Source organism: Cupriavidus lacunae, assembly GCF_003353055.1.
Lineage (GTDB): Bacteria > Pseudomonadota > Gammaproteobacteria > Burkholderiales > Burkholderiaceae > Cupriavidus > Cupriavidus lacunae.
This window is the reverse complement of sequence record NZ_QKWJ01000008.1, coordinates 51203-65431: the sequence shown is the minus strand read 5'-3', so window position 1 is coordinate 65431 and position 14229 is coordinate 51203. Positions and strand designations below refer to the sequence as shown.

The 14229-nt window shown below is 50.5% G+C and carries 11 protein-coding genes and 1 pseudogene; 1 reads left to right on the top strand and 11 read right to left on the bottom strand.

Going from position 1 to position 14229, the window contains the following annotated elements:
* Nucleotides 1-270: 270 nt before the first annotated feature.
* A complete protein-coding gene (locus DN412_RS43000; protein WP_133303040.1) occupies nt 271-2013 on the top strand; it encodes a glycosyl hydrolase family 28-related protein in 1743 nt (580 codons plus the stop codon).
* A gap of 220 nt (nt 2014-2233) precedes the next feature.
* Here DN412_RS43000 and DN412_RS44435 read toward each other — a convergent pair whose 3' ends face one another.
* From DN412_RS44435 to wecB, 11 genes and pseudogenes are all read right to left on the bottom strand, one after another.
* Nucleotides 2234-2770 (bottom strand): glycosyltransferase family 4 protein, encoded by a 537-nt coding sequence (locus DN412_RS44435; RefSeq protein ID WP_244222602.1) that lies wholly within the window; start codon nt 2768-2770, stop codon nt 2234-2236.
* 81 nt (nt 2771-2851) lie between these two features.
* A pseudogene (locus tag DN412_RS45830) lies at nt 2852-3361 on the bottom strand (glycosyltransferase family protein); the annotation flags it as partial.
* On the bottom strand, nt 3358-4260 hold the full coding sequence (locus DN412_RS42995; protein WP_133303039.1) for a hypothetical protein: 903 nt from the start codon (nt 4258-4260) through the stop codon (nt 3358-3360). The pseudogene DN412_RS45830 and the gene DN412_RS42995, both read right to left, overlap by 4 nt.
* 346 nt (nt 4261-4606) lie before the next feature.
* Nucleotides 4607-6475 carry an asparagine synthase (glutamine-hydrolyzing) gene (gene asnB, locus DN412_RS09505; RefSeq protein WP_161563992.1) on the bottom strand — a complete coding sequence of 623 codons (1869 nt, stop codon included), beginning with the start codon at nt 6473-6475 and terminating at the stop codon, nt 4607-4609.
* Nucleotides 6476-6495: 20 nt separating this feature from the next.
* The gene (locus DN412_RS42990; protein WP_133303038.1) at nt 6496-7659 is read right to left on the bottom strand and encodes a hypothetical protein; all 1164 of its coding nucleotides are present in this window, start codon (nt 7657-7659) and stop codon (nt 6496-6498) included.
* Complete coding sequence (locus tag DN412_RS09500) at nt 7637-7996, bottom strand: acyltransferase (protein ID WP_208647584.1); 360 nt, start codon at nt 7994-7996, stop codon at nt 7637-7639. Before DN412_RS09500 ends, DN412_RS42990 begins: the two co-directional genes overlap by 23 nt.
* 190 nt (nt 7997-8186) lie before the next feature.
* Nucleotides 8187-9242, bottom strand: coding sequence for a glycosyltransferase family protein (locus DN412_RS42985; protein WP_133303037.1), 1056 nt, complete (start codon nt 9240-9242; stop codon nt 8187-8189).
* A 9-nt stretch (nt 9243-9251) separates the two neighbouring features.
* A complete protein-coding gene (locus DN412_RS09495; protein WP_115014286.1) occupies nt 9252-10421 on the bottom strand; it encodes a polysaccharide pyruvyl transferase family protein in 1170 nt (389 codons plus the stop codon).
* The gene (locus tag DN412_RS09490; RefSeq protein ID WP_133303036.1) at nt 10418-11680 is read right to left on the bottom strand and encodes a hypothetical protein; all 1263 of its coding nucleotides are present in this window, start codon (nt 11678-11680) and stop codon (nt 10418-10420) included. The genes DN412_RS09495 and DN412_RS09490 overlap by 4 nt, the downstream gene beginning before the upstream one ends.
* Nucleotides 11681-11746: 66 nt before the next feature.
* A complete protein-coding gene (gene wecC / locus DN412_RS09485; RefSeq protein WP_115014282.1) occupies nt 11747-13018 on the bottom strand; it encodes a UDP-N-acetyl-D-mannosamine dehydrogenase in 1272 nt (423 codons plus the stop codon).
* Between the two features lie 18 nt (nt 13019-13036).
* Nucleotides 13037-14164 carry a non-hydrolyzing UDP-N-acetylglucosamine 2-epimerase gene (gene wecB, locus DN412_RS09480; RefSeq protein WP_115014280.1) on the bottom strand — a complete coding sequence of 376 codons (1128 nt, stop codon included), beginning with the start codon at nt 14162-14164 and terminating at the stop codon, nt 13037-13039.
* Nucleotides 14165-14229: the final 65 nt, after the last annotated feature.

Here is a 14229-nt window from a genome sequence, read left to right as displayed (position 1 = left end):
TATTTTGACGCGGACGTCTCCGCCGCACTACAAGCGCGGAGTGTCACATCACTCAAAATTACGGCGCAGTAAGAACTAAGAATTCCGATCCAATTCAACGCGTAGTAAGCATGAGCAATATATAGGCACCCAGCATACTCACGCAAACATCCGCTCCGCTAGAATTGGCATCACTCCCCCGCCTCATCTTATAATTATTGCACCTTGCATAGACACGCCGTTTTTCTATGTAGCCTCTCTGCACATCAAAAAACAATCGAGGATCCACCCATGGACGACAAAAGGCGTGCCGCAGTCACAGCGTTGATTGGTCTCGGTATAATGCAACACGCGCACTCCATGACAATCGGCAAAGACGGACAATCGCGCGAACCACAGCCACAGGAGCAATTGGAAGATTATGCGAAACTGCGCGCGTACTCGGGATCTGCAAACTGTATCCATGTCATAGGCACTATGAGCCCGCCACCGGGAATTGGCGGCAGATTTATACGTGACCCGCACGATGCCAGTAGTATCGATAACGGCGGGACGATAATCGTTAGCACCAGCGGAGTCCGTTGGAAACGAATCTTCTCCGGCGCGCTGAATGTTCGTTGGTTTGGAGCGAAAGGCGATGGAGTATCAGATGACACAGCCGCCAGCCAGGCTATGGCAGATGCGGCGGTCAGAGATCCCGCCAGGCCAATTCCAATGTATTATCCCTCTGGAATATACAAACACTCAGGTGATATAGTAATAAACTCTCGGGATAGCAATATCACATCAATGAATCCCGCTCAACTTCTTATATTCGGAGATTCCGGGCGAGGAGATGCAAATGCGGAGAAATGCGGAACTACAATTCATTTCGCGAGCGGTCGGGGAACAATACTTCGGATCTGTGAGGAAGAGGATGGGGCCTATCCGGGCGGTGGCCTTAGCAACGTTGTCAGGCCGTTAAGCTATCTACGCTCGATTGTTGTTCGGGATATTAATTTTGCCGGAAACTCCAATGACCCAATGGCGGTCAATGGTATTACTGGCCGCGGAATATTCGCCTCGGTAGTCGAGCGTTGCGGCTTTATTAACTTGAACTACGGCCTACGCTTTGGAAAAGCCGAACATAACATAGCAGCCGAAGCATCAAAAATAGAAGGCATCAGCATCGATTATTGCGAGCGCAACAGAATATCAAACTGCTCCTTCCGAAATGTCCAATATCAAATACACATTATAAATCCAGACATCACGGTCATCGAAGGGAACATGCTGTCTGGAACCGTCAATGCACGCGGCCACCTCATTTATTGGGCGGGAGGTAATGATTTTCTCGATATTCGCAACAACATTTTTCACCCAGTCGTATTTAGAACATCAGAGGAAATAGAGAAAGCCATCGTCTTTTTTTCTGTTCGTGGCGTCGATTTTCATGACAATCACTGCGAATACGTCAGTTCGGACTTCTTTTTCGGCAGCGGAATCGAATATCTTCGAGCCAGGAGCAATCTTTTTACAGCGAAAACGGCTCCTGTACAAGTATTCAACTTGGCCGCGGCCAGTCACGCAATAATTGACATCGACGGCAATTCTATTGCGATGCCTCAACCGAGAGCATTCTTCATTAAGATCCTAGTTCCTGGGGACGATTCAAACTTCACAAAGCTTCGAACTGTTAAAACTTTCTACTCCCAGAATCGAGCGGTTTCATCCTTGGGCGGAGAAACACCGATTGACATCAGATCGAATATAGAGAAAATTAAAATATTATCAGAGAAGCTCAGCCACCCTAATAAAATAGGGACCATTTATGTTTGGGCCGACATAAACAATAAGTTGCGCCTAAAGCCGATTGCAGCCGGTCGCATAGAATCCGACTTAGATGGACTGGCGCTTCAGACAGATGCGAATGGCCCAACCGTAAATCGCCCCAAGACGACAAATAAGGGAGAGATGTATTTCGATACATCACTTGGCAAACCCGTATGGTGGAATGGAAAGGCATGGACAGACGCGCTAGGCAACCCTGCTTAGGTGCCGACATAACGTCCTCCTCCACATGCTTCCTCTAAAACCGAGATTTGCCCCATCCTGCTAGCCGGCAGAGCCGAGCCCTCTCCCACACGGCACCCACCGAAAGAGCCTTATCTATGGCACTCGATCGCCTCGCAATTGGATTTGACTTAGGATTGCACCTTCGCTAGCCGCTCACTGGCAGCGAAGGCGCTGCAGCGACGAGTTGTCAGGAATGCGCTTAACTCTCCAGCCGTTTGGCGATACTACGGAGAGTCCCTTTCACGACATCCGGGTGATAGCGCCGCAGGGCATATTCGCGCGCGGCTACTCCAAATCGCTGTCGCTTTGAGCTACATGCAAGGGAAGTAACAGCAGCACCAAGCCTCTGGCTCAAGTCACTGCTATCCGCACGAACAACATAGCCAGTCACACCATCCTCAACGACCTCGGCGTTACCCCCATGATCGATTGTCACCACAGGCAACCCCAGACACATTGCTTCGACAAAGCCGGTGCATAGTGCGTCCGCCCTAGTCGGCAGAAAGAAGACATCACTAGTCGCGAGCCTTCTCCATTTCTCGGGACCTGTCAGCCAACCTGCAAACTGGATGTTCCTGAGACTGCTGTCATTTTGCACTTGCGCGGCTAGCACTTCCCCAAGTGGGCCGGTACCGCCGATAACGAACTCGACATTGCCTCCAACATGCCGCGCGACGCTAGGAACGTACTCCGCCCCCTTTCCTTCCGCCAAACGACATAATGTAATCACCTTCATCTTCACATCCGTTGTCGAGCATTCGTGCTGGACTCTTGACACCAGAGCGAACTCCAACAGTTCCTCCGTAAGGGGATTGGGTACTACTACCACCTTTTCTCCATAGACAGCGGCAATCTGCCGCGCATGATAGTTGGTAAGAGCGGTAACGACGTCTGCCCTTCGCAGTCCCCATCGCAAGCAAGCCCTCTTCCAAGCCGAAACTTCACGATACACCTCCCACTGGGGTGCATGACAATGAAGTATCGTCTTAGCGCCCGCTAGTCCAGCAACGAGCAAAAGAACGCACTTTCTCACCAACGATGGCCACTCCCCCGCGTGGGCGTAGACGACGAGCCTCTTCCTATGAACGCAAGCTTCATAGAGGACGGTGAGGACAGCGAAAAGAAATGTACTCAGCTTCCCATACAACGAACCGGCACGATGGGTAGCAACAAATCGAACGCTTGAATGCACACTCTGCAAACAGGACTGATAAGCAGGCAGCACCGCCGCGATTCCTCCGCTAAGCAACCTCAGGTCCGTACCAATCAGAAGCGCCCTAGTTCCAACACGGCTTTCTGCGCTTTGATCTTTAAAGATCGACGTCATCGAGCCACCACCACACGCATCGTTGCTCTTGACGAACTCTGCCCACTCCGTAAAACCCGAAGGGCAGACACTCCTGTCGCAACATAGATAAAAAACTCAGAGAACTCAAGCATTACCGGAGAGTAAAGCAAGATCACAATTATATAAAAAAAACAAAATCTCCCCCAGAAATCAGATCCAAATGCCCTAACCAGCAAACCGATAATCAACATCACATAGGCAACACCGAGAAAACCCTGCTCGACGATTGGGACAAATAAGGCAGATAGCCCGTAGGGTGTGGCTGCCTTAAAATACTCCCCATAGACAATCATAGTTTCTGGAATACCACGATACAGTGGCGTTGAGAAAAAATTCGCCGCTCGACTAACGAATGAGCCCAGTCCCGTACCCATGAATCCACTTTCCATCAAAGCGTCAGCACCATATTTGTACAGAGCAAAGACACCACTTACAGGATCGAAGTATCTCGCATAGTTGTACATCAATAGCATTGATAACTCGTGATTATCGAATGATTGCTGAATTAGCCAATCGGCAAAAATCTTCGAGCAGATCACGGCCAGGCCAATACTAACCACACCGACGATTGGTCGTCGGAACATATACGACAGCAGCAAGGCACACGTTACAAATCCATACGACGCATATGAGTGCCCTAGATAGGCCGATACGCATACGGGGATCGCCACCGCCACCCAGCGGAAATATTTTCTCTCGAGAACGGATATTGCCGAAAACAGTACCAGGAAAAAAGCCAAAATTCGGCTCTTATTATTGGCGATAAGAAATGTTCCTGCATACCAATCCTGCGGATCAATGCGATTTTTTTGAGGAAGCAATACATCGAATACAAGTTGCAGCAGTGCGAAGAACACTATGAGACGCCAAACTTGCACTCCGTACTCCTCACATTTCCGCGTCAGGAGTAGGGCCGATCCAACAAAGGAGATATATATTATCAACTGCAATGAACTTTCGAACACCCATCCCCTTAGCACCCCTATCACAGTCGATGCGACAAGCAAAAGGACGACCCACCATACCCTACTTTCACTAACGCGCCTTCCCGCTAGAAAAATCAATGCCCCAACAAAAAAGAACCCAATCTCGACAGCCGCTGCACCGGCGTACAGAAATCGACTAACGAACCCAACGAGAAATGCCACCGACACCAATATACAAATATATACCAGTGAGGTACGAGCCCTCCCAGAGGAAGACGTGCGCTGAAATGTTCCCACATTAAACAAGTGCAAGCTCCGGACGATATTCCACTGCCTTCGATCCTAAAAATCTCTCACACCAAATTGCGATCGAAAGCAGTAAAAATAGCTGTTTCGAGCAATCCTTCGATCCTTGCAGGTGACCTCTCCAAATTGTGGCAATCGCCTCCCTATCCAAATGATCGTGTATAGCCGCTCCGGGTTGAAGTAGAAAGTCTTCAGCTGCGCTCTTCCAGGTCGTACGAAGCATCCGTGCCATTGGGACTTCGAACCCCCGCTTCACTCGATGCACAATCTCCAATGGAACCAGCTTCTGGGCGACAGCCTTATGGAGGCGCTTCGCCTTCCTCAACTCAACTCGAAACCCAATCGGCAACGACTCAACAAAGGCGGCCAGTTCAAGATCCAGCATAGGAACACGCATCTCGATGGAAGATGCCATAGAAATCTTGTCACTGTAGAGTAAGAGATCATCGGACAGATTCAACCGCGCATCAATTCGCATCATTGAGCTAAGAGGTGGCGAAGCACTCGAGTCCCTCAACCAATTTAACCAGTAGGCAATCTCGGTCCGAGGCCTATCTTCCAATACGCTCCCCTTAAGCAAGGCTCGACGAGTTCCCGCATCCATGAATTCGTATGCAGAAAAAAAACGAGCTTCCAAATCATCCTGCCCCAGGGATTTGATCGCACGATACACCGCGCTGCCCGTCGCACCGCTGGCAGCGGTCCCCAGACGACGACAGAGCGGCCCCACAATGGGCATCGCAAGTGTCATTCGCTGACGAAGGGCCTCAAGTTGATACCTACGGTATCCTCCATGAAGCTCATCGGCTCCTTGTCCACTGAGCACAACCCTGTGCGATTTGCCAACACTCCTCATCAAATGCCACATCGGCAAGATCGACGTCGTTCCTGCAGGCTCCTCCATATGCCGAATCGACAAGCTTAGGGCGTCCCACATGTCACGGTCCGAAACCTTGATTGAGGTATTACTTAACCCCAAGACCCTGGCACTCTCCGCCGCGTCGGCCAGCTCGCACACCGCGCCGCCGTCATCGAACCCAACGGAGAAGGTTTCGAGTTTTGCTCCTGCGTCAACCGCCAAAGCGCCAATCAAGGCCGAATCGATTCCGCCGGACAGCAGAAGGCCTACAGGGACATCCGAAAGCAACTGGCGATCAACGGCGCGCTTCAACAGTCGCTCATATTCCACCTGGGCGTCTTCATAGCTACCGGAGTTCGAGATCCCGATGGGCTTGACGTAAGTTCTTTCGGCCTTTGTTAAAGTTCGAATATCGATGGTGACATAATGGCCGGGCCGTACCTTCACGATCTCACGGAAAAGCGTGTCTGGAGCGGGAGAAAATCGAAGTGCCAGAATCGAACTTAGTGCCTCATACGAGAGTTGAGCCGGCTTCCCGGCGAGCTTGAGTACCCCAGAAACCTCCGAGGAGAACACTACTCCTCCTCCATTAGAGGTGTAGTAGAGTGGCTTTATTCCAAAGGGGTCACGTACAAGATGAACCACCTGATTCAGGTGATCGATCGCGCCGAATGCGAAAATTCCATTTATTAGACTTATTGTTTTCTCAATGCCAAATTCAGCCAATAACTCCACCAATGTTTCCGTATCCGAACCACTGACACAAGAAATATTATACCGGAGACGCAACTCGAGATGATTATATATTTCACCGTTGAATATAATCGTCCAACGCTTATCCCGACTTTGCATTGGTTGCGCACCGAGCGGAGACAATTCCTGAATTGCCAGTCGAACGTGCCCTAGCCCGACCCTGATATTTCCGAAATCACACACAATTCCCCCCCTACCATCAGGTCCCCTGTGTGCAATAATCTCCAAGGATGATTGGAGCGCCTCCATGGAGCCGTTTCCCACAAACCCTACGATTCCACACATCCAATCTTCTCCCGCGCAGATTCAAATCGAGCCAATTGCAATTCAAAAGGAGCAATACCCCATCTAATAAACTCAGCGCCCCACTTCCGCCCGAGGCAGTCGATACGACAATGCAATACTCCTTTCCTGGAGAATCTTCCTAAGACCAATGTTTGGAATGTCGAAGCTTCATCAAGCAAGCCAAAATCCACCAGGAGCCCGAGATACTCAGCCTGATCATATATCTCGTACTTAAATAGCCCGCTCCCTTTTCCCTGATGGAAGCGCTTCACGAGTCCAGATTTATCGATCATCGTTTCTCTGAACCAGTTCCAACAACGAAAAACAGCAGGTTCAATATCTGACTGCAGCTCCGGTAAGATTGCACTTACCTTTATCAAATTCTTCATGATGAAACAGGTGTGAAATCCATCCACAAAGTTACCGGGCAAGTTATCAGCGTAGTAGCGCCAGTAGCCCTCTGCACTCTGCTCCCGCAGGAGCCATCTCACTATCCGTTCAACATGATCTACACACCGCGCGCGCTCAAGCTCTGGCCCCTGCACCGCAAGCAATGCGTAGGCCAGTGCAGAGTAAGAATTCGCGTTCGGCACGACGCGGTCTTCCGCAGCTATTGCGTAGGACAGTGCGAGGAGTTCATTTGTATCAACTTGACGAGGAAGAGCGTCAAAAAACGACAACGTATTATTTAAGATTCGCTTCGCATCCGCAGAATTCTCTGGACAACTCAAGATTATTCTTGACAGCGCCTCCATCACATATGGAGTATTTGTCGAAAATCCGGATCCCGCTGGATAATATCCGTTCTTCGAAAACCAGTCGAATGGAAGTCCCCACCCTGCACAGCCGTCGTGATGCCGTTCAACCGAGCTGATTTCGGACAGAAACCAGGAATAGACTGCGCTCCCTCTATCAACTTCGGTCAGGGCTCTTATTTCCATTCTCATAGCTATTACATGAGCTGGAAATAGGGCGGGCTTCACGCCAAGAAGTCGACGAAAGAAAACAGGGGCCACGAAGTCGAGAAGCACGACTATCGCGCAGATGAGTAGACCGAACGCACTACCTTTATAGACAGCCCGCTTTGAATTCCCAATCCATCGGAGCCCCCAAATATCATAAAGATCATACGATTTTTGCCAGTTCATTAGCATCTCGATATCTTATTATCTTCGCAGGAACTCCGGCCACAATTGCGTTCTTCGGCACATCTTTAGTAACTACAGAGCCAGCTCCAACGATTGCTCCGTATGCAATACGAATACCCGGCATCACAATAGCGTTCTGCCCGATCCATACATCGTCCTCAATGATCACCGATTTGAACTTCTTGACGCCTTGCATAGACATCGGCTTACTGAGGGAAGCAAAGTTGTGCTGCCGATCAAGAATCACAACTCCCGGCGCAATCATAACGTCTGCACCCATCACGACGTTATGCAGTTCAGCGTTGCTGTTTATTTGGCAGCGATCACCGATCGCCAATTTCGGCCTCAAGCCAACGTATATATTTGGCTCTATCTCGCAACGAGATCCAACCTTGCAGCCTGCCCCTCGCAAGAGCCACACGCGAAAGCATGAGAAAAGTATGCCGCCTGGCCAAAAGGTCCGAGGCGCCCGACTTCCTATCAAATAATAAATCGCTATCGAAGCATAGGTAAGGATCTTCATCCTTTCACCCCTCGATAATACTTTTGTATGTTGAACGGCACGCCTCAGCTGAAAACAGTTGTTTTGCGAGAAGGAGCGCGTCATCGGGTCTGGCCAAAAAATTTTCGCACATAATAGGCTTGCCCTCACTCATAACCGATCGAAAACCCCTATTTCGCAATATCTCAGAATAATCACCAATACCTTCAGAAATGATCGGAGTGACTCCACACGAGATGTACTCTCCAAATTTAATCGGTGAAGATACCGCATTAACCAAGTGCGGATCTCTGAGCAAAAATCCAAATTCGATCCCGGAAAGGAAGTCGCTCAGCTCATCAGCGCCATTCAAGGTAGTTATACAGATACTATGGCTATTAGCCAAACCTGCGCGCTGTAACTCTGAGCGAAACTCGTCCACGTCTCTGGTTACGACAGTCAACGTGCAATCCGGCGCGCATTCCTGGATCTTTTGGAATATCTCCAGCATTTTTCCAATGCACTGCCATGGACTAGCGCCACCGACATAGCAAAATGACATTGGACGACGAACTATTCCTGGAATGATGCCTGTGCGGGGAGCACAGGGCACCACGTACACTTCGCTCTTCCGGCTCAAGCGGCCACGCCAATAGTTGGCCATTTGGGTTGATACTGCCAACACCGCATCAGCTCGAAGTATCGCGTATGTTTCAAGCAAATGCATTGCAAGGATGCGGTGCCAGCGATCTCCAGACAACCTCATTTCCGCAGCAACCACTCCTTGACACCAGTAAATCAGTTTGAAACGTCGGCCCAGTAACAGAGCTACCGGGCCAAACGCCACCGCGTGGCTCACGAACAGCGGAACCTTCCGAAGACCCGAACTGCGCGCCAAATCCCGTAGCGCTGCAAGCTTATGGAGTAGCCCTCGAACGCGTACGAACTCAGATACCAGGCCTGCCTGCTGAACGAAGGCAATGGTTGCATCGTCTGCAACAATGAGTGCCTTTCCGCCCTCGGCGATTACTGACGAGACATGCCGTAACGCCGCGTTAAGGGCGGCAGGACTCTGATGGAATTTATACAGATCAAATATCACCCGCGTCACTTACACACCCGACAATAGAATGGAATTGCTCCCACCAGAGCTTCTGAGACGCTCTTCGACGTCCTTCCACATAGCGTCTGCTCGCTCTCGTTCCACGCAAACAAAGCGCCTAAGACTATTCACAACCTCCGTAGTCTGATCCAGTTTGGCTATGGCCTTACTACACCAATTAGAAGCCGTTTCATCGCCTACAGTACGCTCAAGTAGTGAAATTGCTCCCCCACTCTGCGTAGATAGCTCTGACAACTTTGGCTCAATATCAACAACACAAACCGGAATCCCAAGTAGCGCAGAGAATATCGCACCGTGATAGCGAGCCGAGATGACTAGCTTGGTACGGTAAGTGCTCTTCAAGAACTCAGTAATATCCCAGCCGTCATCCCCCCATTTTCGAAGCGGAAATCCCGCATTTAAGATAAATGATTCAGATACCGAATCTTCCGCGTGGCTGAATAAGCAAAACTCAACGGCAAGCCCTCTAGCCCTAAGTTGCCTACCGAGTTCGATCAATCTACGGGTAACATCGCATTGATCTAATGACCAATCCCGACAGATTATCGTAACCTCTCGCTCAGGGGAAAGGCCCTCCAAGCTTGGCAGGATACCTAACATTTCGGACGAGAAGCAGATATCCGCACCAAACTTAGCTCGCAATCCATTGTCGGCCAGGAAAGACAATGAAGCTTTATCTCTAACCCAAATGTCCTGTGCAGTCGCCAGCTTAGAGATCAGGCTCGCCGCGTAGGACTCAGTTGCGATAGGGCCAACCCCGATGCCGACAAGAATTTTCTCGGAAGGCCCTCTGCGACTAGGATTCACTCTTTCCTTTATCACGCCTGAAAGTTCTTTCCAAGTTGACTTCAGAGAAACTCTCGCCTGACCGCGCCAATATTGAACCTTTTCGCCAAAGGTGGCCTTTTTGAATTGGAAGAATTGTGTACCACCACAATACACAGTGATTCGATTACTTTCCTCGTCTGCCTTAGCGGACGGAGCGATGACACCGAGCTTTACATCTGGCACGAGAACTCGTAAGTACTCCGCAGCGCGTTCAATACATAGCGTATTTCCGGGTAAGGCGCGCCTCACGTGGGTCGCGCTCACTTTAAGGAGAGCATCGTCCCCTATGTTCGCCCGTCCAAAGTAGCCAGCAAGAATCACATTCCTCATCGGAGTATCCAGGTCAATCCACAGAGGGATGCCGCCGCTACATATGCTTTAATCTCAATTTTCGAAATATATGAGCAGTAAGCGAACGACACTACCAGTGATATGGCTGACAAAATGATCATAAGGTAAGGAACATCATTCACACTATCGGCACCGACGAGAAAAATTCCGCACACAATGCCGCAGCACCAGATCCCATTTGAAAACGCCGAGTACCAGAACCTCCTCAGAGCGATCAATTGCCTTCCAACAGCTTCTTTCAAAAGCTGAATGGCGGAAAAGATCATGAGCAAATCTAGTAATCTCAACATCAGAACTTGATTTTGCCCAGAAAGGTGAAATAGATTACCGATGACCTCACCTCCTAGTCGAATGACTACCACTAGAATGGACCACAGGATAATCGGCGCCAATATATTCAATTGACTTGCCCGCGTGGCCAAGCCTTGGCGGCTTACGACGCCAGTTTTGTGAAGGTACTTGATTAGAGGAAGCATTGCCTGCTGACATACCGCCGAAGAGAGAAGCGCAACATTTAGCGCAACGCCGAACACACCGACAGCCGCACGCCCCGAACTTCGCTCAATGCCAACAGATATCAGCCAAAAGCTAACCGGCACAAGCAAACAGGAGATAACCGACGGGAAAATGTCGGCCATAAAATTCGGTTCCTTTTCGACGTCCTGATTGATTGAGTCCCTTCCTTGAATTGACCGATAGAAGTGAGCCATTAGCATCAACTGTATGACGATTGCGGCGGCTGCGCAGGCAAGGAAACCTGGCACCCCCCAAATGGGTGCAAGGAACGCTGTAAGGCCTATTGTCACGCCACCTCGAATTGACGTCGTGAGCGCGTAAAGATGCGTACCATCCTTCTTGATAAACAGCGAAGAAAACAAGCCCTCAGCCACACTCAACGCCAAATAGATGGAAATTATGAGTGCCGACCAAATATTCCCTGTTACATAAAAAGCGGCAATGCATACGACTGGAAGCGAAGCACATGTAAGCATGGCGGACTGCCGGAACAGCATCAATACTGATGCCCTAATCGCAGTGGCCGCTTGAATGTAATTTACAAATGGAACCGTCGCCGCACCTATCGCAATATTTACAAGGTTTATAAGCAAATAGTATTCGCCTAGGGACTTCTCGCCGCCAGTATTTGACAAAATAATCTGTGCAGCGATTGTCCCCGCCCTCAGAAAGAGAAAATTTCCAGCGCCAGATGCTACAGCCAATATCAACTTGTTACTCACGGCACAATCCTGTTTCCTGAGGCTGTCGATTCATTGCATCAAGGACGATCTGACCGGGTTTTTTCTCTAGGCGCGGCCGATCGCTCTGTTTCCACGAGGTTTCGACCAAATTCCCCTGGTATCAATCACAACCCGCTCCTGCAGCCTGTCCAGATCAACAGTCAGGAACTGTTTATGATCCACAAGTAGCACGATAATATCCGCACTTTCCAAAGCCACATCAGCGGTCACCAACTCCGTCTTTCCAGATAAACTGGTCGGCAGCTTAGAGATATTTGGCTCAACGACGAGAATTTTGCCCATTTTCTGCTCTACAGCTTCCTGCACAATATCCAACGCGGGGCTTTCTCTCAGATCATCGATATTAGCCTTAAAGCTCAAGCCAAACATCGCGATAACGGGCTCTTTGAATCTGTTCGCGCTAGCAGTAAGTTTGGCAAGAACGTGCTTGGGCTTACGGTCATTTACTTCCCGTGCCGTTCGAATCAAGTTCGCGTCAGCTGGAACGGAATCAACGATAAACCATGGATCCACAGCGATACAATGCCCACCGACACCTGGCCCAGGTTGCAGGATATTTACACGCGGGTGACGGTTCGCCAAACGAATGAGTTCCCACACATTGATCTTAAGACGGTCAGATATTACCGAAAGCTCATTCGCGAACGCGATATTGACGTCGCGAAAGCTATTCTCAGTAAGCTTGCACAATTCAGCGGTTCTGACATCCGTTACGATGCAGTCGCCACGCACAAAAGTCTCGTAGAGTTCGCGCGCGGCCTCGCTACACCGGTGCGTCATGCCACCAACGATGCGGTCATTCTCGACAAGCTCGCGCAGTACATGGCCAGGCAACACGCGTTCTGGGCAATGCGCTACGCGAATGTCAGAGTGCTCCCCGACATCCTGAGGGAAGGTCAAATCTTGCCGCACGTCGGCGAGCCATCGCGCCAGTTGCTCGGTAGCGCCAACCGGGGAAGTGGACTCAAGAATCACCAAATCGCCCTTCTTGAGGACCGGGGCTATGGACTTGGCCGCCGCCTCAATGTAGGAGAGATCCGGCTTCTTTCCCTCTTTGAAGGGGGTAGGAACCGCAATGAGGAAAGCATCCGCCGGCTCGGGGGTGGTTGTAGCTTTCAGAAATCCTTGCGACACGGCGGCATGCACCAGCATATCGAGATCAGGCTCAACAATGTGAATTCGACCCTGGTTTATCGTATCTACCGCCTTTTCGTTGACATCAACACCAATTACCTGGATCTGGCGCGACGCAAGAACAGTGGCCGTGGGCAACCCAATGTAGCCCAATCCTATTACGGAAATTCTTTTTTTTGACATTGCGATATCCTTTCAACCTTAGCCGAAGTAGGCACGAATCTCTTCAACTATACGAGTAGAGGCACTACCATCGCCGTATGGATTATGCGCACGAGTCATCGCGCGATATGCCGCCTCGTCATCCAGCAGTTCATTCACATTCGCCAGGATTGTCTGGGTGGATGTCCCCACCAGCCTTACAGTACCGGCATCGACAGCTTCTGGCCGCTCGGTGGTATCACGCATGACCAGCACCGGCTTTCCGAGCGAAGGGGCCTCCTCCTGGATACCGCCAGAATCCGTCAAGATCAGATAAGCCTTATCCATGAGATGGACAAATGGGAGGTAATCTAGTGGCTCTATTAGGTGAATATTTGGGATACCCTTGAGCAGGCGGCCCACAGGTTCGCGGACATTTGGATTGAGGTGCACTGGGTAGATAATATCGACATTATCACGCTGACGAGCTATTTGAGCGAGCGCGGTACAGATGCGTTCAAATCCATCCCCAAAGCTCTCGCGCCGGTGCCCGGTAACCAGTAAAATGCGGCGATCGCTGAAATCATAAGGAATTTCGCGAGAAGCCCGTTTGCGGAACTCCCCATCTGATTGGAGTCTTTCCCGCACCGACAACAACGCGTCGATTACGGTGTTGCCAGTCACACTCACGGTTTCCGCGCAGACACCCTCGCTCAGGAGGTTCTGAAGGGATCGCTGCGTCGGAGCAAAATGGAGCGTGGCGAGCGCAGTTGTGACTTTGCGATTCGCCTCTTCGGGCCAGGGGGAGTATATGTTTCCTGTGCGTAACCCGGCTTCGACGTGACCTACAGGAATTTGCTTATAGTACGCGGCCAGGGTTGTCGCCAAGGTTGTACCAGTATCCCCATGCACGAGCACGAGGTCCGGAGAGAACGATTCCAGCACTGGCTTCATGCCACCGAGGATGTTGCTCGTCAGTTCGTACAGGTCCTGCCCTGGCTTCATCACGTTAAGGTCGTAATCGGGCCGGATGTCGAACAGCCTCAGCACTTGGTCAAGCATCTCGCGATGTTGGGCACTAACGCACACACCGCACTGCATCTCCTTGTCGTCCATTAGCTGCTTGACCAACGGCGCCATCTTGATAGCCTCCGGACGCGTTCCAAATACGATCAATATCTTCTTCATGTCGAGGATTCCAGATCTATGTAATGTCTACGCAAAATCAGACCACCCGCCGACAGCGCCCCATG

What these genes read in the sequence shown, in the direction of transcription:
- DN412_RS43000 (WP_133303040.1), top strand. Translation starts at nt 271, where the DNA reads ATGGACGACAAAAGGCGTGCCGCAGTCACAGCGTTGATTGGTCTCGGT.
- DN412_RS44435 (WP_244222602.1), bottom strand. Translation starts at nt 2,770, where the DNA reads ATGAAGGTGATTACATTATGTCGTTTGGCGGAAGGAAAGGGGGCGGAG.
- asnB (WP_161563992.1), bottom strand. Translation starts at nt 6,475, where the DNA reads ATGGAGGCGCTCCAATCATCCTTGGAGATTATTGCACACAGGGGACCT.
- DN412_RS42990 (WP_133303038.1), bottom strand. Translation starts at nt 7,659, where the DNA reads ATGAACTGGCAAAAATCGTATGATCTTTATGATATTTGGGGGCTCCGA.
- DN412_RS09495 (WP_115014286.1), bottom strand. Translation starts at nt 10,421, where the DNA reads ATGAGGAATGTGATTCTTGCTGGCTACTTTGGACGGGCGAACATAGGG.
- wecC (WP_115014282.1), bottom strand. Translation starts at nt 13,018, where the DNA reads ATGTCAAAAAAAAGAATTTCCGTAATAGGATTGGGCTACATTGGGTTG.
- wecB (WP_115014280.1), bottom strand. Translation starts at nt 14,164, where the DNA reads ATGAAGAAGATATTGATCGTATTTGGAACGCGTCCGGAGGCTATCAAG.